Annotated in this window: 16 protein-coding genes and 3 riboswitches; of the genes, 10 read left to right on the top strand and 6 right to left on the bottom strand. The window is 71.4% G+C overall.

Annotated elements, in window-relative coordinates:
- Positions 1-6: 6 nt before the first annotated feature.
- From GTZ93_RS21050 to GTZ93_RS21030, 5 genes are all read right to left on the bottom strand, one after another.
- Positions 7-3,150, bottom strand: coding sequence for a DUF4175 family protein (locus GTZ93_RS21050; RefSeq protein ID WP_161662950.1), 3,144 nt, complete (start codon positions 3,148-3,150; stop codon positions 7-9).
- 234 nt (positions 3,151-3,384) lie between these two features.
- The gene (locus GTZ93_RS21045; RefSeq protein ID WP_139921584.1) at positions 3,385-3,945 is read right to left on the bottom strand and encodes a MarR family winged helix-turn-helix transcriptional regulator; all 561 of its coding nucleotides are present in this window, start codon (positions 3,943-3,945) and stop codon (positions 3,385-3,387) included.
- 235 nt (positions 3,946-4,180) lie between these two features.
- On the bottom strand, positions 4,181-4,495 hold the full coding sequence (locus tag GTZ93_RS21040) for a helix-hairpin-helix domain-containing protein (protein ID WP_167548296.1): 315 nt from the start codon (positions 4,493-4,495) through the stop codon (positions 4,181-4,183).
- A 35-nt stretch (positions 4,496-4,530) separates the two neighbouring features.
- Positions 4,531-4,773 carry a hypothetical protein gene (locus GTZ93_RS21035; protein ID WP_120579228.1) on the bottom strand — a complete coding sequence of 81 codons (243 nt, stop codon included), beginning with the start codon at positions 4,771-4,773 and terminating at the stop codon, positions 4,531-4,533.
- A 350-nt stretch (positions 4,774-5,123) separates the two neighbouring features.
- Positions 5,124-6,107, bottom strand: a complete 984-nt coding sequence (locus tag GTZ93_RS21030) for an aldo/keto reductase (RefSeq protein ID WP_139921586.1) — start codon at positions 6,105-6,107, stop codon at positions 5,124-5,126.
- A gap of 59 nt (positions 6,108-6,166) precedes the next feature.
- Here GTZ93_RS21030 and GTZ93_RS21025 point away from each other — a divergent pair, with 59 nt between their 5' ends.
- From GTZ93_RS21025 to GTZ93_RS42875, 10 genes are all read left to right on the top strand, one after another.
- A complete protein-coding gene (locus GTZ93_RS21025) occupies positions 6,167-6,769 on the top strand; it encodes a TetR/AcrR family transcriptional regulator (RefSeq protein ID WP_139921587.1) in 603 nt (200 codons plus the stop codon).
- A gap of 20 nt (positions 6,770-6,789) precedes the next feature.
- Positions 6,790-7,030, top strand: a riboswitch (cobalamin riboswitch).
- 49 nt (positions 7,031-7,079) lie between these two features.
- Positions 7,080-9,074 carry a TonB-dependent receptor plug domain-containing protein gene (locus GTZ93_RS21020; RefSeq protein WP_139921589.1) on the top strand — a complete coding sequence of 665 codons (1,995 nt, stop codon included), beginning with the start codon at positions 7,080-7,082 and terminating at the stop codon, positions 9,072-9,074.
- Positions 9,055-10,662, top strand: a complete 1,608-nt coding sequence (locus GTZ93_RS21015; RefSeq protein ID WP_139921591.1) for an MXAN_6577-like cysteine-rich protein — start codon at positions 9,055-9,057, stop codon at positions 10,660-10,662. The genes GTZ93_RS21020 and GTZ93_RS21015 overlap by 20 nt, the downstream gene beginning before the upstream one ends.
- A gap of 42 nt (positions 10,663-10,704) precedes the next feature.
- A riboswitch (cobalamin riboswitch) is annotated at positions 10,705-10,928 on the top strand.
- 156 nt (positions 10,929-11,084) lie between these two features.
- A complete protein-coding gene (locus tag GTZ93_RS21010) occupies positions 11,085-12,500 on the top strand; it encodes a hypothetical protein (protein WP_139921593.1) in 1,416 nt (471 codons plus the stop codon).
- 8 nt (positions 12,501-12,508) lie between these two features.
- On the top strand, positions 12,509-13,186 hold the full coding sequence (locus GTZ93_RS21005; protein WP_139921595.1) for a cell surface protein: 678 nt from the start codon (positions 12,509-12,511) through the stop codon (positions 13,184-13,186).
- Positions 13,187-13,329: 143 nt separating this feature from the next.
- On the top strand, positions 13,330-13,653 hold the full coding sequence (locus tag GTZ93_RS21000; RefSeq protein ID WP_139921597.1) for a hypothetical protein: 324 nt from the start codon (positions 13,330-13,332) through the stop codon (positions 13,651-13,653).
- 22 nt (positions 13,654-13,675) lie between these two features.
- A riboswitch (cobalamin riboswitch) is annotated at positions 13,676-13,832 on the top strand.
- Between the two features lie 171 nt (positions 13,833-14,003).
- Positions 14,004-15,314, top strand: a complete 1,311-nt coding sequence (locus GTZ93_RS20995; protein ID WP_139921599.1) for a cytochrome c family protein — start codon at positions 14,004-14,006, stop codon at positions 15,312-15,314.
- Entirely contained in the window at positions 15,314-16,087 is a 774-nt protein-coding gene (locus GTZ93_RS20990) for a cell surface protein (protein WP_161662949.1), read from the top strand. Before GTZ93_RS20995 ends, GTZ93_RS20990 begins: the two co-directional genes overlap by 1 nt.
- A gap of 256 nt (positions 16,088-16,343) precedes the next feature.
- On the top strand, positions 16,344-18,038 hold the full coding sequence (locus GTZ93_RS20980; protein WP_139923317.1) for an FHA domain-containing protein: 1,695 nt from the start codon (positions 16,344-16,346) through the stop codon (positions 18,036-18,038).
- Between the two features lie 85 nt (positions 18,039-18,123).
- Positions 18,124-21,717, top strand: a complete 3,594-nt coding sequence (locus GTZ93_RS42875; protein ID WP_257979515.1) for a serine/threonine-protein kinase — start codon at positions 18,124-18,126, stop codon at positions 21,715-21,717.
- A gap of 38 nt (positions 21,718-21,755) precedes the next feature.
- On the opposite strand, the gene GTZ93_RS20970 is transcribed toward GTZ93_RS42875, so the two are convergent.
- Positions 21,756-22,163, bottom strand: a complete 408-nt coding sequence (locus GTZ93_RS20970) for a hypothetical protein (protein WP_139923315.1) — start codon at positions 22,161-22,163, stop codon at positions 21,756-21,758.
- Between the last annotated feature and the right edge of the window lie 161 nt (positions 22,164-22,324).

The following is a 22,324-nucleotide window of genomic DNA, read 5'->3' as shown; positions in this document are numbered from 1 at the left end:
GGCGGCTCACTTCACCAGCTCCTCGTAGTAGCGCTTCACCTGTTCGCGGTACTTCTCCGGCGCGCCCTGCTTCATCGCGTCCAGCAGGTCCTTGCGGAACTCGCGAGGCGCCTGGAACGCGTCCTCGTCCGGCAGCTCCACCTTGTCCTGTGGGTTGCGGCCGTTGCCCTCCTGGCGGCGGCCGGAGCCCATGGGCATGGGCAGCCCGCGGCCGCCCTTGCGGCCCTGCTGGCTCTGCTGCATCTGCTGCTGGAAGCGCTTGAGGCCTTCCATGGCGGCCTGCTGTTCGCCGTAGCCGCGGCCGGGGTCCTTGCCCTGCATGCGCTGGGATGCCTCGCCCATGCGCTGGCCAATCTCATCCATCTGCTGGCCGGCCTCTTCGCCGAACAGCGGCGCCGTCTGCTCCATGTCCTCCATCTGCTGGCGCAGGCCCTGCGCGCGCTGCTCCAGCTGCTGCTGGCGCTGGCCCAGCTGCTGGAGCTGCTGCTTCTCCTGTGGCGACAGCTGCGAGCCCGGCGGCGGGAAGAGGTTCTGCAGCTGCTGGCTCACGTCGGACACGTCGCGCGAGTCCTTCTTGAGCTGCTCCGCGAGCTTCGCGGACTGCTGACGCACCTCCGGCGGGTTGCCGAACATCTCATCCAGCTGGCGCTGCTGCTCGCCCATGCTGGACAGCTGGCGCGCGGCGTCCTCGGCGCGCGCGGCGGACTCCGCGGCGAGGTCGAAGTCGTCCACCTTGAGCGCGTTCTCCACGTTGCGCAGCTCGGACTGGGCCTCTTCCAGCGGGCGGGCCGCGCGGCTGTTGAGCCGGCCTGGATCGAGCTTCTGGTAGTCCTCCTGCACCTGCTTCAGCTTGCGGTTCAGCTCGTCCTTGAGGGCCTGGCCCTTCTCCTTGAGCCGGTCGCGGTTCTGGCTGCGGGCCTGGTCGCGCAGGGCGCGCGTCTGCTCGGCGACCTTCTGCTGCTCGCTCATGGTGCCCTGCAGGTCGTCCATGAACTTGCCGAACTTCTCCGCCAGCTCCGGGTACTGCTCCGCGCCGAAGTCCTCCTGGGACTTGTCCATGGACTCGAGCATCTCGTCCATCTGCATGCCCAGCTCCTGGAGCTTCGCCAGGGCCTCGTCCGCCTTGCCCTCCTGCATCAGGCGCTCGACTTCATCCATGGCGCCCTGCATGTCCTCCTGCTGCATCATCTCCGACAGCGCCTCCGCGTTGAGGTGCTCGTCGCGGATGCCCTTGCGCAGCTCGGCCATGCGCTGCATCAGCTCCTGGATGCGCGACTTGAGCTGTTGGATCTGCTGCATCACCTGCTCGCGCGCGGCCTCGTCCGGGTTGGCCTTGAACTGCTCGATGAGGCGCGACAGGTCGCGGCGCTCGTTGGCCAGCTGCTTCGTCAGCTCCTGGAGCGCCTCCAGCTTCTGCCGGTCCAGCAGCGACTCCAGGTAGAGGATGTCGCGCTCCAGGCCCTCGATTTCGTCCTCCACCACGGCGGTGAGCCGGGTGCCGGTGCCCCAGTCCTCGCCGCGCGCGCGCTGGGTGCGCAGGTACAGGCGGCGGAAGTCGGAGGTGGTGCCCACGCTGCGCTTGAGCTCCCCTCCGATGTTCAGGAGCGCGGAGACGATCTCCTTGGGCACGTCCTTCTCCCGCGACAGCTCGGCGCCTTGAGCGCGGAAGTCGTCCGCGAGCTGCTGGCCACTGGTGTCCACGGACTTCGCGGTCTCCACCGCGGTCGCGTCCTTCTGCTTCGCGCGGTCGGGCCCCTCCAGGCGGTCCGCCAGGTGGTCCACCAGGCGGCCCCACAGGACCTCGGCCTTCTCAAGCGCGGCGCGGCGGTGCTCGGCGGCGCTGTAGACGCGCAGGGTCTGCGTGCGGCTGACGCCCTTCTTGGGGCCCTCCACCGCGTCGTTGTCCTTCGCCTCCACGTAGTAGGTGATGCGGTCGCCGGGGGCGGGCTTGAGCGGGCCCAGGTCCCAGTTGAAGGTGCCCCGGCTGCGGCGGCTGTCCTCGCGCGGCAGGTTCACGCGCGTCTCCTGCTTCGCGCCGGGCATGCGGTACACCAGCGCCAGACCGGACAGGCCGTAGTCGTCGGTGGCCTCGAACTTGAGCGTCACCGTCTGGCCGGGGTCGACTTCAATCTCCGTGGATGGCGTGAGCAGCGTCACCTGGGGGGCCTTGTCCGCCTCCACGGTGAGGGGGATGTCCGGGCCCACCGCGAGCGGCTTCGCGCGCGAGGCATAGAAGACGAAGTGGTAATGGCCGCCCTGCTTCGCGACGAAGCTGCCGGTGAGCTCGCGGCCGCCGGTGACGGTGAGGGGCAGCACCTGGTCGTTGACGACGACCTCCGCGCGCTCGATGGGGCGGTCCGAGCGCGTCTTCAGCGCGACCTCGGTGCCGGCGGGCGCGCTGACCTCGCCGTTGGTGCCGGGCACGGTGCGCGGCGCGAGGCCGGTGTACGCGGGATAGCGGTAGGTCAGCTCGATGTCGCCGGTGATGGGCTCCGCCTGCGCGGCGGTCTCCGGACGCGCGGCCTGCTCGCGCAGGTGCTTCCAGCCCGCGGCCCACCGGCCGCCCACGAAGAACATCAGCACCGCGAGCGTCAGCACCACGCCGCCGCACGCCATGGCCACGCGGCGCAGCGGCTGGCGGTCCACCACGAGCCCGGGGTCCACCGTGCGGGCGCGCTCGTCCATCTGCCTCAGGAACGCGTCCGCGAGCTGGGGGGACCAGCCGGCCTCCTCACGGCGCTCGCGCGACAGCTCCACCGCGGCGAGCACATCCAGCGACAGCTCCGGGCGGCGCTGGCCCACGAGCCGGGCGGTGCGCGCGTCGTCGCCCACCTGCCGGTGCGCGAGCACGACGCCGAAGACGTAAGCCACCGCCGCGCCCACGGGCAGGGCGAGCCACATGAGTCCCTGGGCGAGCCCCGGCACCGCCCGGCCCAGGAGGCCCGTGGCGAACAGGAGCACGAGGGCCGCGACGGCGCCCAGCAGAAGTCCCTGGGCCCAGAGCTGGCGGCGCTGGCGGGCGCGCACCTGGGCGAGCAGCTCCGCCACGCCTCCGGCGCGCGATTCACGCCGGGCCTGGGGAGGCGGGGCCGGAGGAGGCGGCGGGGGCGGCAGCTCGGGGGCTGGGCTCTGCGGTGTCTCGAGGTTCACGCTGGCTTGTCCGCTCGTCGGTCGCGAGCCAACCCCGGGCGGGGCGGGCTATTTCCCAATTGTGACGCACTCCCGCCGTCTTCGCGCGTGCATCGCCGGGGCGGAGGACAGAAAGGGAGGAGCCTGTGTCCGCCGCACGAAGGGGGGCGGACGGCAGGGTTCTGGGGACAACGCGGAAGGGGGACCCGGGCCCTCCCCGTCCGGTGGGGACGGTGGGAGGGCAAGGGGACGCGCTCAGCCTTCGGCGGGAGGGATGGGGCGGGACGGAGTCGGGGTGTCCTCCAGGGGCGCGGAGAGGCCGCCCAGCTCCTCGGCGAGCGCCTTGAGTGCTTCCTGGGTGACGACGATGCGGTCGCGGGGCAGGCGGGCGAGCACGCGCTGAACGGCGGACTCGACGGTGCCCTCGGACGGGATGTCCAGCGCGCGGCCAGAGTCGGTGAGCGCGAAGAGCGCCTTGCGACCGTCGAGCGGATCCGACTTGCGCTCCAGCAGCCCGCGCTTCTCCAAGCGCTTGAGCACGCCGGTGAGCGTGCTGGGGTGCACGTGGAGGATGTTGGCGAGCGCGCCGGCGGTGATGCCTGGGAAGCGGCCCACCAGGCGGATGACCAGCCGCTGCGGGCCGGTGAGTCCCAGCGTGGACTCCATCCGCTTGGACGTGGACTGCAGACCATGATCCACGGCCCACAGGAGGCGCATGAACTCCAGCACCTCGCCCAACGGCTGCGGCTGTTGCGGACCCCGGGACCTGCTGCCGTCCGGGCCTTGTATCGACTCCGGGGCTTGTATGTCCTTCATGGGCGCATCCTCCCTCACCTCATGCCTCCCTGTCTTTCCGTTGTGTTCCAAAGGTGGGCGTGTCCTAGCGCGTCGGCTTGGGCGTTCCAGCAAAATCCGGAATGGGTGCTCGCGTCAGGATGGGGCCGCCTGACTGGAGGCCTTGGGAGTCGGCGGAAAGCCGCCATCCCCGGGGCTTGCTGGGACCTGGGAATGGCGGCCTTCCTGAGCCTGACTCAACCGATGGTTGTATTTGTCATGGGTTCGTGGCGCTTGCCTCCCTTCCCGGCGGCAGGGGGGCGGGGACCTGCTCCTTCTTGAGCGTCGTGGGGCCGGTGAGGGCCAGGTGGGCCCTCAGCTTGAGGAACTTCTTCTTGCCGAAGCCCTTGACCCGGACCAGCTCCTCGACGCGACCGAAGGGCCGCTTCTTGCGGTGCTCGAGGATGCGCTGCGCCGCCTTCTCACCCACGCCCGGCAGCAGGTCCAGCTCCGCCGCCGTGGCTTCGTTCAGGTTGACCACCCCCACGTATTGCATGCGCGGGCTGGCGGCATCCGCACGCCCCGGCCCCATCAGCACGCAGCCCAACACCCACGCCCAGGCCCACTTCACGAGTGGCCCTCCGCGCCCGCCTCCAGCGAAGGCTCGCCGCCGAAGCGGCTGCCGGCCGCCGTGTCGCGCTTCTCCGCCGCCTCGCGCACGTGCAGCTTCCCGTCCAGGGGCAGCACGTCCAGCAGGACGTTGAGCGAACCGTCCTTGTTGACGAACGCGCTGCCCGCGCGCACCCAGATGCTCCCGCCCTTGCCCTCGCGGATGGAGAACACCGCCAACCGCTTCCCCGCCATCAGCATCGACACGCTTCCCCCTTCAGAATCCCGCGCCACCACGGCCCGGGCACCTCGCTGGCTCGACCGCCTGAGGTCGCGTCCGGGCTTGAGCAGCCCGCGTGCCAGCGGCGTGCTCCTCTGAAGTGAAGTCAGCGCACCGTGCGGCGGTGCTCGCGGCGTCCACGCGCGAGGATGGGCGTGGATGCTCCAGTGCGTGTCTTGCGCGGTGAGAGTCGGGACGTGGCCTCCGCACCGCGGTTACCGAGGAGCAGGGATGGCGGCCGGATTGTCTCCGCGGTGCGGAGACAATTGGAGGCACGCTCCTGACGCGGAAGGCGGATGGCCTCCCACGCCCGTCTCCCATGGACGTCGTCTCAGCGCTCGCTGTCGAGCAGCTTCATCTGCTGCTCAGGGTAGCGCGTACCAGCGATCGCCTCTTTCGGAAGGATCGCCTCTACGGCGGCCACGTCGTCGGGCGACAGGGGCTTCTCCAGCGCGCCGAGCACGTCGATGAGCTGCTTGCGCGTGCGTGCGCCGACCACGGGCACGAACGCCGGTTGCTTCGCCAGCACCCACGCCACGGAGAGCTGCGCGGGCGTCATCCCGCGCTCCGCGGCGTACGCATGGAAGCGCGCGACGGTTGCTGCGTTGCGTTGGCCCGCTTCACCAGCAAAGCGAGGATAGTGCATGCGGGCACCCTCCACCTTCGCGCCCGTCAACAGTCCGCGGGAGAGCACGCCGTAAAGCGTCGCGCTCATGCCCAGCTCGGTGAGCGTGGGGAAGAGGGTCTTCTCAGGCTCGCGCGTGATGAGCGAGTACTCAATCTGCAGGTCGCTCAAGGGGTGCACCTTCGCCGCGCGGCGGATCGTCTCGGCGCTCACTTCGGAGAGCCCGATGCTTCGCACGTAGCCGCCCTTCACCAGGTCGGCGATCGCGCCCACCGTGTCTTCAATCGGCACGGTCGGGTCCAGCCGGGCGGGGCGATAGACGTCGATGTAATCGACGCCGAGCCGCTGCAGGCTGTACGTGACGAAGTTCTTCACCGCCGCGGGGCGACCATCGAAGCCCACTGGGACCCCGTCCGGCCCCCGCATGGCCCCGAACTTCACCGAGAGCCGCGCCTTGTCGCGCTGGCTTTCGATCGCGCGGCGGATGAGCAACTCGTTGTGTCCGCTGGCGTAGAAGTCGGCGGTGTCCAGCAGCGTCACCCCTCGGTCGATCGCCTCGCGGACCGTCGCGATGCTCTCGGCCTCGTCGGACGGCCCGTACGCCCCGGACATGCCCATGCAGCCGAGCGCGATGGGGAATACCCGCGGGCCTGTCATGCCGAGTTGCGTCGTGCGGTGGGTCGGGGTCATGGCTTCCTCTCCTCTTGCGGTTGGGCTATACGGAACGTTGTTCCGGTGCGGACTTTCATATGCGGAACGATGTTCCGTTTGTCAAGGCGATGAAGAAGACACCCAGAGCGGATGCCCAGCGGAACCTCGACTCGCTGCTTGAGGCGGCGAAGGCCGTGTTCGCCGAGTCCGGAGTCGACGCGCCCGTCCGCGAGATCGCGAGCCGTGCTGGCGTCGGCATCGCGACGGTGTATCGGCACTTTCCACAGCGGGCCGATTTGATCGCCGCCGTGTACCGGCGCGAAATCGACGCATGCGCGGCCGAAGCCCCGGCGCTGGCGCGCGAGCATGAGGCGTTCGAAGCGCTGACGCGGTGGCTTCACCGGTTCACGAGCCTGATCGCCACCAAGCGAGGGCTTGCCGCGTCGCTCAATGCCCAGGATCCGGCGTATCAGGCGCTGCCCGCGTACTTCCGGGAGCACCTCGAACCGGTGCTTCAGTCGCTGCTCGGCGCGGCGGCGGCGGCAGGGCAGGTGCGCAAGGACGTCAACGCGTACGAACTCCTGCGTGGCGTGGCGAATCTCTGCGTTCCTGTCGCGGAGGTCGGCCCCGGCTTCACTCGCAGGATGGTCGACCTGCTCATCGACGGACTGCGCTACGGCGCGTCGGCGCCCGTGCCTTGACGGGCTGGGGGTGACCTCCTAGAAGGGCCGGGCCCTTGGGTGCCCATGCCGGGCCTTCAAGAGGGAAGCCGGTGCGAGTCCGGCGCGGTCCCGCCACTGTGAACGGGTTGCCCTGAGGTCCAGGGCCGGAAGCCTCGGCTGTCACCACTTTCGCGTCAGCGGATGCGAAGGGAAGGTGGAGGGTTCCTTCCAGAAGGGTGCAGCGTGCGCCCACGTCTGGAGCCTGTCAGCCAGGAGACCTGCCCAGGGGTGCGGCAGCGGTGCTGCCGTGAGGCCTTCTCTCTTCGACGGAGGGAGCGGAAGGCGGAGCATGTTGCGCTCGCTTCTCGCCCGGACCGTCGTCGGTCTGGTGCTCAGCTTCCAGGGACAGGCCCGGGCCGGGCAGGAAACGCCTGCGCCCGAGAGCAGCGAGCCGCCGCTTCCTGAGTTCGTCCTCCCCACCGTGGAGGTCATCGGCAAGGAAGTCCCCGAAGCACCCGTCGACTCCGCTCGACGCCGCGACCCCACCGGCGCCATCACCGTCATCAATGCTCGCGAGCGCGCGGGCGAAGCGCGCGACACCGCGGAGCTGCTCGGCGGATCCGCGAGCCTCGTCGTGCAGGACTCCGGCGGATACGGGCAGAGCAAGAGCCTGGTGGTTCGCGGCGCTTCGTCCAATGGCGTGCTCGTGTTCCTGGACGGCATCCCGCTCAACGGCGCGGGCGGCGTCGCGGACCTGTCGCTCATCCCCGTCGCGCTGCTGGAGCGGATGGAGATCCTCCGCGGCGCGGCAGGTGCCCGCTACGGCGCGGGCGGACTGGGCGGCGCGGTCAACCTCGTCACCCGAGCGCCTTCGTCACGGCTGCTCTCCAGCGGAGAGGTCACCTACGGCAGCTTCGACACCGTGATGGCCCACGTCGCCGCGTCGGGCGCGCTGCTCGAGGGGCAGGCGCTGGTGTTGCTGCATGGCGGCCGTTCCCAGGGCGACTTCAGCTACCGCGTGGACGAACTGCCCGCGCTGGACGACAACCCGCTCACGCAGGAGGTGCGCACGCGCAATGACGCTCGCGGCGGCGGTGCGCTCCTGAAGTACCGGCATGGCCTGGACGGCGGCGGACGCGTGGATGTGCTCGCCGAGCTGTCGCTGGAGGACCGCGCGCTCGCGGGCACCGTTCAGAATCCCACCGTGTCCCGACGCCAGGACCAGACGCGACTGTCGCTGGGCGCTCGTTGGGCACGGCCCTTCGGTGACACGGGCGAGGGCAGTGCTCGCGGCTTCTTCCGTCGCGACTGGCTGGATGTCGCTGGTGGCTCCACAGGGGTGGACTCCGGCGCGCAGCGCTACACGGTGGGCGGCGTGGAGGTGGAGGGGCGCGCGGTGCTGGGGCGCAATGCGCTCGCCGTCACGCTGGCCGGATCATCGGAGTCCGTCACGCAGGCCGTGGGCGGGCAGGCCGCGTCGTGGTGGCGCGCGAGCGTCATGGCCATGGACGAACTGTCCCTGTTCTCCGAACGCCTGAAGCTGGTGCCTTCAGTGCGCGTGGAGCGCGTGGGGCACTACTCGCTCCTGTCGCCCAAGCTGGGCGCGAGCGTGGACCTGGGCCACGGCTTCGGCGTGCGCGCCAACGCGGGTCAGTCCCACCGCGCGCCGTCGTTCCTGGAGCTCTACATCCGTCAGGGTCTGCTGCTGCCCAACCCGGAGCTCAAGCCCGAGCGCGCCCTGTCCGTGGACGCCGCGGCCCTGTGGCGCGACGACATCTGGAACGTCACCGCGGGCGGCTTCGCGGCGGTGTACGAAAACCTCATCGCCTACGAGCTGTACCCCCCGAATCTCGCCAAGCCCTACAACTTCGCCGCCGCTCGCGTGTGGGGCGCGGAGGTGGAGCTGGAGGCGCGGCCCCGCGCGTGGCTCACCGTCACCAGCAGCTATGCGTGGACCCGCACGCAGAACCGCTACGGCGACCCTCGCTACTTCGGCAAGGAGTTGCCGTATCGCCCTCGCCACAAGTGGGTGGGCCGGTTGCGCGTAGGACCGGACTGGCTCAATGGCCGCACCGAAGTCCTCGTCCAGTCCTCACAATTGATCAACCGCGTGGGCGAAGCTCGGCTGTCCCTTCCTTCGCGCACCTGGGTGAGCGTGGGGGCCTCCAGCACCTTCCTGCACCGGCCGGACCTCACCGTGTCGTTCGACGTGAAGAACCTGCTCGATGCGCGGACCGCCGACTACACCGGCATGCCGCTGCCCGGCCGCGCTGCCTACGTGACGCTCTCCGTGGCGCTCGACCCTTCTCCCTCCGAGGACTCCCATGTCGCATCCCCTCCCTGATGCTCGGCTCGCGCTGCTGCTGTCGGCCCTGGCGGCGGCGCTCCTCACCGGCTGCCCTGAGGAGAAGGTCCTGTGCACGTCCGGCCTCAGCGTCTGCGGCGCCGAATGCGTGGACCTCCAGGGCGACCCGTCGAACTGCGGCGCGTGTGGCGCGTCGTGCGTAGCAGGGGAGACGTGTCAGGCGGGCGTTTGCGGATGCCAGTCGGGCACGGAGACGTGTGGTGACGCGTGTGTCGCGCTCGCGAGCGACCCGCTGAACTGTGGCGCTTGCGGCGCCGCGTGTCCGTCCGGCCAGGTCTGCGAATCCGGTACCTGCCGCGAGGGATGCTCCGCCGGTGCGGAGCGGTGCGGGGACAGCTGCGTCGTGCTCGCGAATGATCCGCTCAACTGTGGCGCTTGCGGCGCGGCGTGCCCGGACGTGCAGTCCTGCCACTCGGGCCGGTGCCTGTATGACGTGGTGACGGCCTGCTACACCAACGGGCAGCTCGTGGGCATCCAGGCGGGGACGGACCGGATGGGGCCCCGGCGGCAGTTCGGCTCGGGCGTGCAGTCGCTGGCGGCTTGGGATGGCGTGGTGCTGGCGGCGGACGCGGCGCGCTCGGTGCTGTCGCAGGCACCGGCGGGTGCGCTGGGGACGGTGGCGGAGGAGGACTCGCTGGGCGCGGTGGCGGCTTCGCCCAATGACATCTTCGTGGACCCTCCGTATGTGTATGTCCTCGACTCGGTGAACAACACGCTCCAGGTGCTCAAGCGGGAAGGGGCCGCGCAGGGCGGTGGGTTGGGATTGCGCACGGTGGGGCAGGTGAACCTGGGCGCGAACACCAGCCCGCAGGTCATCGCGAAGCGCGGCGACACGTTCTACATCCCGCTGTTCGGCACGGCCGGCTCCGACTTCAAGCAGGGCAATGCCGTGGCTCGCGTCAGCGTGAGCGACCCGGAGAAGCCCCGGCTCGTGGACACCGTTCCGCTCACGGGCCTGGACCTGAAGTCCTTCGATGGCGGGACGACGATGGCGCTTCCGTACGCGGCGGTGTCCGTGGACTCGGGCGTGTATGTCGCGCTCACCAACCTGAACCCCGCGAATGACTATCTGCCCAACGGGCCCGGGATGCTCGCGCGCATCGACCCCGCGGATGGTGGGGTGCATGCCATCGACCTGGGCGCGAAGGATTGCCTCAACGCGGGCGACGTGCAGGCGGTGGGCGACCAGCTGGTGGTGAGTTGCCTGGGCGAGGCGGTGTTCGACACCGCGAGTGGCTACCGCGCCAAGGCGGTTCGGGCCACGGGGCTGGTGCTGGTGAAGGATGACAAGCCCGTGGCGTCGTATGCGCTGTCGCCGGGCTGCACCGGGGGGCCGGAGAACGGCTGCGACCTCGCGGTGGGAGGACGGCTCGCGGTGGTGGGCAACGCGGTGTACGTCACGGATGTGAACGCGGGCCGCGTGTTCGTGGTGGAGGTGCGCGATGGCCAGTTCGTCGAGCGGCGCGGCAACTCCACACCGCAAGCAGCGGGTCCGGCGCTGGATGCGTGTCCGGTGGACCCTCGGCGTGGCATCTCCAATGCCATCGACATCGTCGCGGTGCCGTGAGGCTTTGACCCTGCTTGTGTTGACAAGCCCTGCCGTCCGCCATACTCCAGCGCGCGTCGATGGTACGCCGCACTCGCAGGGTGCGGCGTTTAAAGGGAACCCGGTGTGAGTCCGGGACTGCCCCGCAGCGGTGAGCAGGAACGAACGCCGTCCTCGCAAGCACTGGCCCTTCAGTGGGCTGGGAAGCGACGGCCAGTAGGTGGGTGACCCGATGAGGGCCTCCCGCGCCTGTGAGTCCGAAGACCTGCCACGACCCATGCCTCCGGGCATGGCCAGACCGGAGCCTCCGAGGGGAGGTGACGGAGGTCTTCCGCTCGCGCGGCGTGTCGTGTCCTGACGTGTCCCTCGTTCGCGGTCCGCTCTCCGTCCACGCCCCTTGGATTCACCTCGCCCGTGGGGGCGATGCAAGGGAGCAGTCGCGGATGAAGACAGAGCGGATGATGACGGGACGGGGACTCCAGGGCTTCGCGTGGGTGCTGACGACCCTCGCGATGGCGCTGACCAGCACGGGTTGCGGCGATGAGTGCGTCGATGACTTCGACTGTCGCGACCAGGGTGCCGTCCCCGCGGGACAGCGCTTCACCTGCGCCGAGAACAAGTGCGAGCTGACGTCCATCATCGTGCCGGATGCAGGCACGGAGACTGATGCCGGCACGACCACGGACGCCGGTACGACGACGGATGCAGGCACGGGCGCCGACGCCGGTACGACGACGGATGCGGGCACGGGCGCCGATGCCGGTACGACCACCGACGCGGGCACGGAGACCGATGCCGGTACGACCACCGACGCGGGCACGGAGACCGACGCCGGTACGGATCCGTGCGAGACCACCACCTACGACCCGAAGCTGGGCACGCTCCAGCTCCAGTCGGGCTTCGTGGCCGGTGAGTCCGCGTCGCTTCCCGCGTCCGCGGGTCCGGTGGGCGTGACGCCCGGCCCCACGTATTCGCTCTACACGGTGGTGTCGGGCAGCTCCACGGGGCCGCACGCGCTGTACTCGCTGGGCACATGGCCGCAGGTGTCGCTGGGAACGGCGCAGTTGTTCGACGTGGCCGCTCCCGCTGACCGGGCCGCTGGCACCAAGCTCTTCCTCAGTCCCTTCGTGGAGACGGATGGCCAACGCGTCCTCACCGGTTACACGAAGTCCGGCGCGGGCTTCCCGGGCTCCGTGGGCGTGTATGACATCTCCGCGCCCGCCAACTCCACCTATGTCTCCGCGCCGAGCAACTTCTCCGCGGGCGTCGTGCCGGGCGCGTTCCTCATCAACGGCGGTGGGCTCGACACGGTGTCGGCGGGTCTGGCCGTCTACGCGCTGAAGACGGACAGCTCTCCGTTCACCGCGCTGAAGGTGGGCACGCTCCCGCCGGAGACGGGCGGCAGCGGCTTCACCGCCGTGGCCACCAATGGCGTCGCGATGCTCGGCTACTTCTCCGACGACACCTTCCTCAACGAGGGCCGCGCGGTGGCCCCGGCGGCCATCACCGAGGCGCTCAGGTCCGGCACGCCGTTCGTCGTGGCGGATGCGCCCGCGCTCGACGTGGGCTCCAACTTCGTGGCCGCCTCCGGTCACGGCGAAGGCGTGTCGGTGCTCCGCGGCGACTACGTCCCGCCCGACTACAACTTCGCTGGCACGGACGTCTCGCGCTTCGCCTTCACCGTGACGGATGAAGGTGCGACCGTGACCGTCGGTGCCCGTCAGCCGGTCCTCGTCTACGCGGACCAGTGCACGCGCGTGACCGGGATGACCGCCATCGGCGTGGACCTGCTCGTCGGCGTGGATGACAAGAACGGCCCGCGCCTGGTGCGTATCCAGCAGGCCCCTCAGTTCCGGTGAGCACGCTCATGAAGAAGACCCTTCTTCCGAAGTCGTTCGCGCTGGGCTTCACCGCGCTGCTCACCGTGGCATGCGGTGGCGAGGACTGGCAGGACTCCATCCAGGCCCAGCCGCTGGTGGGTGACCCGTTCGCGGACCGCATCGTGTCCTTCTCTCCGGGCACGGGCGCCGGGTTCGGTCAGAGCGAGCTGCCGGGCTTCGTGCTGGGCGCTCCGCGAGGGGACGGCGCGGGCTCGGGTTCGTTGGACGTGCTGTCGCTCGGGCGCAACGGCGTCATCGTCCTGGAGTTCACGGACATCGCCGTCACGGACGGGCCGGGCGTGGACCTGCTCGTCTTCGAGAACGCGTTCCTCAAGCCGAGCGGCAAGCCGTTCGCGGAGACGGGCGTGGTGGCCGTCAGCGACGACGGCGTCACCTGGCACGAGTTCCCCTGCGCGTCCTCCGACGTGGCGAACAACTACCCGGGCTGCGCGGGCGTCACGCCCGTGTACTCGCACCCCGCCAATGGCATCCCGGCCACCGACCCCTCCGTGGCGGGCGGGGACGGCTTCGACCTGGCGAGCGTGGGCCTCACCCGTGCCCGCTTCGTGCGCATCCGCGACTCGGGCGCCAACGGCTACGCGGGCACCAGCGGTGGCTTCGACCTGGATGCCGTCGCCGTGGTGAACGGCGTGCAGCTGCCGTAGTCGCGCACGAGCGCCGGGGCCGTTCTCCAGCGGACGGTCCCGGTGGCCTCGCGCGCCCATACGGCGAGTCCGGACCGCACGAGGCTTCCGGGGTGGGGGTGGCGGCATTAGATGCCCGCTGTCCCTCCCCCGGATGTGCCTCCATGAACCGTCGTTCCGCCTCACTCCTCGTGCTGCTGGGCGCCCTGCTCGGCGTGGCCGCTCCGTTCCTCCTCCCCTCGGTGGTCTGGGCCCAGACGTCCCGCGCCGCGCCGAGGAAGGAAGTGCCTCCGCCGCCGTCCGCGCCTCCTCCGGCACCGGCGTACGAGTACACCTTCGTCAAGCGCGAGAGTCCGGATGAGGACCTCGTGGAGCTCCAGCGGCTGGGGGGCGAGGGCTGGCGCGTGGTGTCCACTGTCGTCGTGGACGGCAGCACGCGGCGCTACGTGTTGATGCGTGACCGACGCGCCGGGCCCGCGTCGCATTGACTTTGCCCCTGTGGCGCCATAGTCCCGCCTCGTCATCGATGCTTTCACGCCATGGGGCGTGAGGGCTTCCAGGGAACCCGGTGTGAGTCCGGGACTGCCCCGCAGCGGTAAGCAGGAACAGCGTTCGTACGAACCCCGTTTCCGCGAGTCCGAAGACCTGGCGACGATCCGGCGTCCTCTCCACGGAGGGCCCGGCGACAGACCGGAACCTCCGCGGGGAGCTGACGGCGAAGGCAGGCCTCCAGGACGCGATACGCGCCCTGCGGTCCGGCGCCTTTCGTCCGCGCGGCCTCCCGACAGGGGAATGCCTTCTTCCGCCTCCGTGCGGGAAGGCCAGGAGCGAGGACGCGATGCGGACCGACATGAAGCGGATGAGCACGAAGGGCCAGCGCGCGGCGCTGATGGGCGCCCTGCTGGCGGTGGTGCTGGGGGGCACGGGCTGCGGCGATGATGAGTGCGTGGACGCCTTCGACTGCCGCGACAAGGGCGCGGCTCCGGCGGGCAAGGCCTGGGCCTGTGTCTCGGAGACGTGCACCCAGGTCGTCGTCGACATCGAAGGGGACGACGCGGGCACGCAGACCGACGCGGGTACGCAGACCGACGCGGGCACCGGCACTGACGCGGGCACCGGCACGGACGCGGGCACGGATGGCGGCACGGTCGCTTGCGCCCCGCTGCCTCGCGAGCAGGTGCTGGGCACGCTCCAGCTCCAGGCGGGCTTCAGCGTCGCGGAGTCCGCGGACCTGTCCACGGAGGTTCGCGCGGTGGTGTCCACTCCCGGCCCCACGTATTCGCTCTTCGCGCTTCGCGAGACGGCCACGGGCCGCGACTTCTTCGCGCTGGGGACCTGGCCGGACGTGACGCTGGGCACCGCCGCGCTCGAAACGGTGCTCGCGCCCGCGGACCGCGCCAACGCGGCCGACACCTTCCTGTCCTACTTCCTGGCCTATGACGGCACGCGCCTGCTCGCGGGCTACACGAAGTCCGGCGCGGGCTTCCCGGGCTCCGTGGCGGTGGTGGATCCGTCCGCGCGCGACGCGGCGCTCTACCTCGACGCTCCGGGCAACTACACCGCCGCGGGCACCACGGACGCGTTCTTCATCAATGGCGGCGGTCTGGACACGGTGACGGGCGGCCTGGGCGTCTACGCGCTGGTGACCTCCGCCAAGCCCTACGTCGCCGTGAAGGTGGCGGACTTCCCTGCGCAGGTGGGCGCCAGTGGCTTCACCGCCGTCGCGGACAACGGCATCGCGGTGTTCGGCTACTCGGAGGCGGACACGTACGTGAACGTGGCCTACGCCGTGTCCAACACCAAGCTGGGCGAGGCGCTGGCCTCGCGCACGCCGGTGGTGCTCACGAACGAGCCGAAGGTGGACGTGGGCTCTGACTTCAACGCCGCCGCGAGCTTCGGCAACGGCGTGGCGGTGGCGCGCGGCGGCTACGGCGCCGCGGGCTTCGGCGTCACCGACGTGTCGCGCTTCTCGCTCACGCCCGGCCTGGGTGGCGGCCAGCCCATCAGCGTGGGCACGCGCGCGGCGGTGCTCAACGCCCCGGATGCGTGCACGACCGTGGACCTGCTGTCGTCGCTGGGCGCGGACCTGCTCGTGGGCGTGAAGGACGTCAACGGCCGCCGCCTCGTGCGCATCCGGCAGGGCCAGTGATGAAGCGCCCGCTGCTCGCGCTCGGCGCGCTGCTGTCCCTGGGCGCGTGCACGGGCGACTCCGAGCCCGGTCCGCTTCCGGGTGAGGACATCGTGGACGCCGGCACCCACGCGGATGCCGGTGTCTCCGATGCAGGCACGGACGCGGACGCAGGGACGGACACGGATGCCGGTGTCGACGCGGGCTCGCGGCCGGTGGATCCGTTCGCGGACCGGGTGACGGCCTACCAGTTCGGCGACTCGGCCGGCTTCGGACAGGACCGCTTCCCGGACGTCGTGTTCGGGCCGCCCAAGGGGGCGGGGCAGTTCGCGGGTTCGCTGGACGTGCTGTCGTTGGGGCGGGGCGGCTCCATCACCCTGGAGTTCACCGACCTGTTCGCGGTGGATGGCCCGGGCGTGGACCTGCTCGTGTTCGAGAACGCCTTCCAGAAGGTGGGCGGCGACATCTTCGCGGAGACGGCCCAGGTGTCCGTCAGTGACGACGGCGTCACCTGGTTCGACTTCCCCTGCGCCCCCACCGACAAGGACGGCGGCTATCCGGGCTGCGCAGGCACGCATCCGGTGCTCTCGGCCCCGGACAACGGCGTGTCCCCCACCGACCCGGCCGTGGCGGGCGGGGACGGCTTCGACCTGGCGGACGTAGGCCTCCCCCGTGCGCGCTTCGTGCGCCTCACCGACACGGGGCTCAACAGCTACGGCGGCACGTCCGGAGGCTTCGACCTGGACGCGCTGTCGGTGGTGAACGGCCAGCTCCCCGACGGTGGCGTGCCGTGAGGTGAGCACCCGCACCCACCCGCGGCGTGCTCCGGGGCCCCGCGTCCCGTCCGCTGACCGCATTCCGCACGCTGCGCGTGGGTGATTCCCTCTTCATCCACCGCCCCAGGTGAACTCCGACCCCAGCTGCCGGCGGGACCCCCGGGTATGACGCGACGCGGGAGGGCGGCCGGGGCCTCGGCCGGACGCCCGTCTTCCACGGGAAAGCGTCTCGGACTCTCGGAAGATTGGGAGGTCGTGTAATGTCTTGCGCCCGATGTGGCAGATCATCATCAACGGCCCCGGCTACTTCGACACGTCGTACGACCTGCCGGAGGGCGTCACCAGCCTCGGCCGGGCGGACGAGAACGACATCGTGCTGGGCGGCGACCTGGTGTCGCGCCGGCACGCGCGGCTCTACGTCGAAGGTGACGTGCTGCGCATCGAGGACCTGGGCAGCCGCAACGGCAGCCGGGTGAACGGTGCGCCGCTCCAGGGCAGCAAGCATCTGAACGCGGGCGACACCGTGGCGCTGGGGGAGAACACCCTGGCGGTTCGCCAGCCGCACACCGTGGAGAACGCCGCCACGGAGATGATGGACCTGGGCGCGGGCGGCGTCGTGCGCTTCGGGCACGGCACGGACGTGGGCCCGTCCGTGCTGATGGCCAAGAACGTCAAGGACGCGGACGTGCTGCGCCTCCTGGACAACGTGGGGCCGCTGCCGTTCGACGACGCGTTCTCCGGCCCTTCGCCCGTGCCCGCGGGCTCCGCCGTGGCCAGCCCGCGCGTGTCCTACGAGACGCTGGTGCTGCTGGTGCACGCCGCGGAGGCGCTGGCCACCGCGCGCACGCTGACCGCGTTCCTGGAGTCCGCGATGGACCGGCTCCTGGAGCGCACCGACGCCACCACGGCGGTGGTGCTGCTCAAGCACGCCACCGGGCCGCTGGTGCCCGCGGCGGTGCGCCACCGGGGACGGTTGGCCAAGGGTGAAGTGCCCGTGTCGGACGCCATCGTGGACGAGGCCATCCGCCAGGGCCGCGCGATCGCCGTGGGCGACGTGAAGGACGACCGCCGCTTCGCCGGACGCGAGAGCGTCATCATGTACGGCGTGGACCGGGTGCTGTGCATCCCCATTGGCACCGAGCCGCCCTTCGCGGGCGTGCTCTACGTCAACGTGCCCGGCGGGGGCGACACCAGCCTGGAGTTGATGCTGGACGCGTGCACCGCGGTGGCCCACCTGGTGGCCGCCGGCGTGCAGCGCTTCGCCGTGCGCGACGGCTCCAGCACGGACCGGATGCGGCGCAACCTGGAGCGCTTCCACTCGCCGGAGGTGGCCGAGCGCCGCGCCGCCGAGGCCCAGCGCACGGGCGGCAAGCTGCCGGGCCTGGAGGAGAAGAACCTCACCGTGCTGCACGCGGAGCTGGCGGACTTCGGCGCCGTGATTGGCCGGCTGGGCGCGGCGCGGGCCACGCAGCTGCTCAACGACTTCCACGCGCGCATGAGCGGCATCGTCTTCAGCTTCGAGGCCACCGTCGAAGGCTTCATGGGCGAGTCCATGCGCGCCCTCTTCGGCGTGCCCTACGCCAAGGGCGACGACGCGGTCCGCGCGGTGCGCGCGGCGCTGGCCCTGCGCGCGGACTGGGAACGGGGCATGGCCCGCAGGCCCCAGGACGAGCGGTGCGACCTGCGAATCGCCCTGCACTCCACCAAGGCGCTGGTGGGGATGATCGGCACCGAGGCCCGCACGGAGTACAGCGCCGTGGGAGAGGGCATGGGAGTGGCTGGCTGGCTGGCCGCCACCGCGGCGCCCGGCCAGGTGCTGATGACCGGCAAGCTGCTGGCGGCCACCGGGGCCCGCTTCGACGTGATGCCCCTGGGCGAGCGGGTGGTGCGGCTGCCCCGCGACAAGGTGGCGGTTTTCGAGGTGATTGAAGAGGACATGGGCATGCTGACCAACCCCGGTATCCGGTGAGGCGGCCGGCGCGGCCGGTTGACGGGTTGAAGCGGGGCCCCTGCCCGGGGTTCAATGCGCTTTCCGTGGTGGACCCCCGCACCGCATGAACCCTTCGAACCAGCCCGCCCGATTGCGTCCCTTCCGGCCGCAACCCTTCGGCCGGTACACGCTCCTGTCGCATCTGGCCACCGGCGGCATGGGGGAGATCTACCTCGCCCGCCTGGAGGGCGCGCAGGGCTTCGAGAAGCTGTGCGTCATCAAGAAGATCCTCCCGCAGTTCGCGGAGGACCAGGACTTCGTCGACCGCTTCGTCGGTGAGGCGCGCACGCTGGTGCGGCTGGGGCACGGGTCCATCGCGCAGGTGCTGGACATGGGCGTGCACGAGGGCGAGGCCTACATGGCCCTCGAGTACGTGGACGGCAAGGACCTGCGCAAGGTGGCCGCGCGCGTGCGCGACAGGCAGACGCCGCTGCCGCTCACCTTCGTGCTGTACGTGATGGGCCGGGTGCTGGACGCGCTGGCGTACGCGCACCGCAAGCGGGACGAGGAAGAGAAGGAGCTGAAGCTCGTCCACCGGGACATCTCGCCGCAGAACATCCTCATCTCCTACGAGGGGGAGGTGAAGGTCATCGACTTCGGCCTGGCGAAGAGCCGGCTGTCGGCGGCGAAGACGAACCCCAGCATCATCCTGGGCAAGTTCCTCTACATGTCGCCCGAGCAGGCCCGGCACCAGCCGGTGGACCGCCGCAGCGACCTGTACGCGGCGGGCCTGTGCCTCTACGAGCTCATCTCCGGCAAGAACCCCTTCGACGCGCTTCCGCCGGGCGAACTGATGTCCGCGGTGGCGAACCCGAAGGTGGCGCCGCTCAGTGACGTGGAGCCGCTGACGCCGCCGGCGGTGTCGCAGTTGGTGGCGAAGGCGCTGGCGGTGGAGCCGGGCCAGCGCTTCCAGACGGCGGAGGACTTCCGGGTGCGCCTGCAGGCGTGCTTGACGGAGATCGACACCAGCGCGGGCCCGGAGAGCGTCAGCCGCTTCATGCGCGACCTGTTCTCCGCGGACTACCAGTCCGAGCGGCGCCTGCTGACGTCCCTGCGCGAGGTGCCGCGCGACGTGCGCGCCAGCGGCACGTACGAGTCGCTGGGCCCCGCGCCGCGCGCGACGATGCAGGCGCCCACGCTGCCGGCCAAGACCATCCGCCTGGATGGTCCGGTGGAGCCCCTGTCCTTCCATCCCACGCCCCGGAGCCGCGAGGACGGCGGCGGCGCGCGCGACGACGGTGAGACGCGCCCCGGCGTGATGGTGGACGAGTCCACGCGTCCCGCGTTCCCGGTGGAGGCGCTGGAGGAGGCGGCCCGCGCGAAGATGCGGCCCAGCCCCGCGTCGTCGGAGCCGTCGCCCACGGTGGAGGTCCGCCAGGACGCGATGGACCGGCCCACCATCCTCGAGGGCCTGCCGGCCATCCGGCTTCCCTCGGACCGTGTCATGGAGGCGGAGGTTGCGGCCCCGCTGCTGGGAGAGCCCACCGCGCCCCGAGCGGACGCGCTGCCGGCCGCCGAGTCGCACGGGGAGCCCACCGCGCCGCGCGCCACGTCGCTGCCGTACGCGGAGCCGGCACTGCCGTCGCGTGACGCGCCTCCAGTGCCGGACGTGCCGGTGTCGCGGCCGTTCGCGGACGCGGGAGGGCGGGGCGCTTCGTTGCCCTTCTCCGATTCGGTGGGCCCGCGGGGCGTGCCGCCTCCTCCGATGGCGCCGATTCCCGCCGTGCGGCCCGCGGATGGCCCCGTTCCCGTCGTGCCGGTGGATGCGTCGCGGCCGGTGGCGCCTCCGCCGTTGCCTTCCTTCGACTCCGGGGCGGCGCGGTTTGAATCGGCGGGTGAGTCGCTGCCGTTCATGGAGCCGCCGCCTCCGCCGGACGGCCCGTTCGCCGATGACGAGGAGCTTCCCGAGAGCGCCTATCCGTGGCCGGAGCCCATCCCCGAGGGAGGCCGCTCCGCGGGAGCCGAGCTTCGCGCCGCGGAGGTGCGTATCCCGGAGGGGCAGCGCCCCACCTCCGCGATGCCGTCCCTGTCGTCCGCGCGCCCTGGAGCCATGACGCCGTCGAACGGCAGCCGTCCCGCGCCGCCGTCCGCGTTCGATGCGGCTCGCGCCTCGGAGCCCCTGCCGAGCTACGAGCCGGTGCGCGCGTCGGAGTCGTCGCGGGGCTTCGACTCGCCCCGGGCTTCCGAGCCGTCCCGCGGCTTCGATGCGCCCCGCGCCGCCGAGTCCGCGCGTGCCGTGGAAGCCCGCGTCCCGGAAGGCCAGCGCCCCACGGCCGCGATGCCGTCCCTGGCGTCCTCGCGCCCCGGCGTGACGACGCCGTCGAATGGCAACCGGTCGGCTCCGGTGCCAGCGTCAGTGCCGCTGCCGTCGTACGCGGCGCCCACCATCCAGGTGCCCTCCATCCAGTCCGGCGCCTTGCACTCCTTCGAGGCCGAAGAGGACTCGCGGGACTCCGAGCCGCTCGATTCGGGTCCGACTCCCCGGCCCACGATGCAGGACACGCGGCCGTCGGAGGACCTGGTCTCGGTGGATGCCCGCGCCCTGGAGGCGGACTCCAGCGTGCCGTACATCTCCGCGGAGCCGGACGACGCCCCGGCCGCGCGCGAGGGCGACGCGGACACGCACCCGCGCATCTCCATGCCCCGTGCCTCGCGCCGCGAGGAGCCGCAGGCCCGGGTGATGCTGGACGAGGCGCAGCTGCGCGAGACCTCCTCTTCCACCGGCAAGCGTGAGGCCGACACCGGCCCCACCGCGCCGGCCCGGGGCCGCACCGGGTCCCGGCGCGCCGTGCGCGGTTCGTCGCCGGGCACGCCGCCCCCGCGCTCCAGCACCGCGTCGAGCATGCGCGCCGTCACCCGCGCCCCCGCGCCCGCCGCGGATCCGGACGAGTCGTCCACCGCGCGCGCGACGCGCGACGACGCGACCCGGCGCAAGGCCGTGCCGGTGCGACCGGAACCCTCGGAGCCGCCGCGTGCCGCGCGGCGCGAGCCAGCGCCGGTCCGCAAGGGCGGGGCGCTGCGCTCGGCGCTGGTGTTCATTCTGTTGATGGTCGTCGCGCTGTCCATCGTGGGCGCGGGGCTCTACTTCGTCCCCGAGCTGCGCGTGGCCGTGGGCCTGGAGCAGTCGCGCACGTCGACGCCGCCTCCGCCCACCCCGGTGCAGCAGATTCCCACGCGGCCCGCGAACCCCCAGGGGCGTCCGCCCGCGCCTCCTGCCCAGAACGTGGCCACGGCGCCCACCACCACGCCGGCGGAGTCCACGCAGGCCCCCACCGAGCCGGATTCCACGGACGCGCAGGAGGTGGAACTGGACGTCCTGCTTGGCACGGAGGCGCCGCCGGCGCCGGGCGCCGCCGCTCCCGCCGCTCCCGCCGCGAAGAAGGCGGCGCCGTCACGCCCCGGCAAGCGCGCCGCGCCGACCCGTGCTCCCGTCAAGGAGAGCAGCCTCCCTCCGGAGTTGGAAAAGGAGTGGACGCAGACGAAGGCGCTCCACCGGATGCTCAAGAACAACCATGGCTGCGAGGCCATGTCGATGCAGTGCACGCTCTTCGACAGGCTGGCGGACGACTTCGCCGTGGGCGGCAGTGAGACGCCGACCCTCAAGCAGGTGAAGGACCTGCATGAACAGCTGAAGAACGTGAAGCGCCGCCAGGACTAGGAGGCGCCCGCGAGGACGCCCTCGTCAGGTGGCGTGCCTCAACGCCGCGTGCCCGCGTCCATCATCTCCGTGCCCGCGTCGCGCCCGGAGCCACCGGTGCCCTCCGAGGCCGTGCCCCGGTAGCTCTCCGCGAGCCCCGTGCCCAGCTCCCCGCTGCCACCCGTCCGCTGGCCCATGCCGGTGTTCCCCTCCATCCGGTGGGGGGCCGCGGTACCGCCGCCCAGCGAGCCCAGGCTGTCACTGTTGTACGGCTTGCCGCCGCCCTCATCGCGCAGCGGGCTGCCCGCCGCTTTACCGGCCGGTTCAGCGCGGGAGCGGTGCTGGAGCTGGACGGGGTCCTGGAACCCCTGCGTCTCCTCCGAGGGCTGCTCCCTGCCGCAGCCCCAACCTCCCAGGGCGCCACCCACCAACAGTCCCAATCCCACCGCGCGCTTGAAGCCCGTCATGGTTTCCCCCTCGGGCGCGAGGAAGTCCGCGCCTGCCCGTCCGGGAAGTTAGGACCGCTGTCCCCTGGGGCCACCCACCCGCCCCGACGGATGCCCGCCTGGCCGCCCGCCGGGCTCCGGGACGTGCCCGTGTTGACAAGACTGTCGCCCAGGCGGGAAAC

This window comes from Corallococcus exiguus (genome assembly GCF_009909105.1).
In the GTDB taxonomy this organism is placed as follows: domain Bacteria; phylum Myxococcota; class Myxococcia; order Myxococcales; family Myxococcaceae; genus Corallococcus; species Corallococcus exiguus.
Note: the sequence above shows the minus strand (reverse complement) of the source record. Positions and strands in the feature narration are given on the sequence as shown.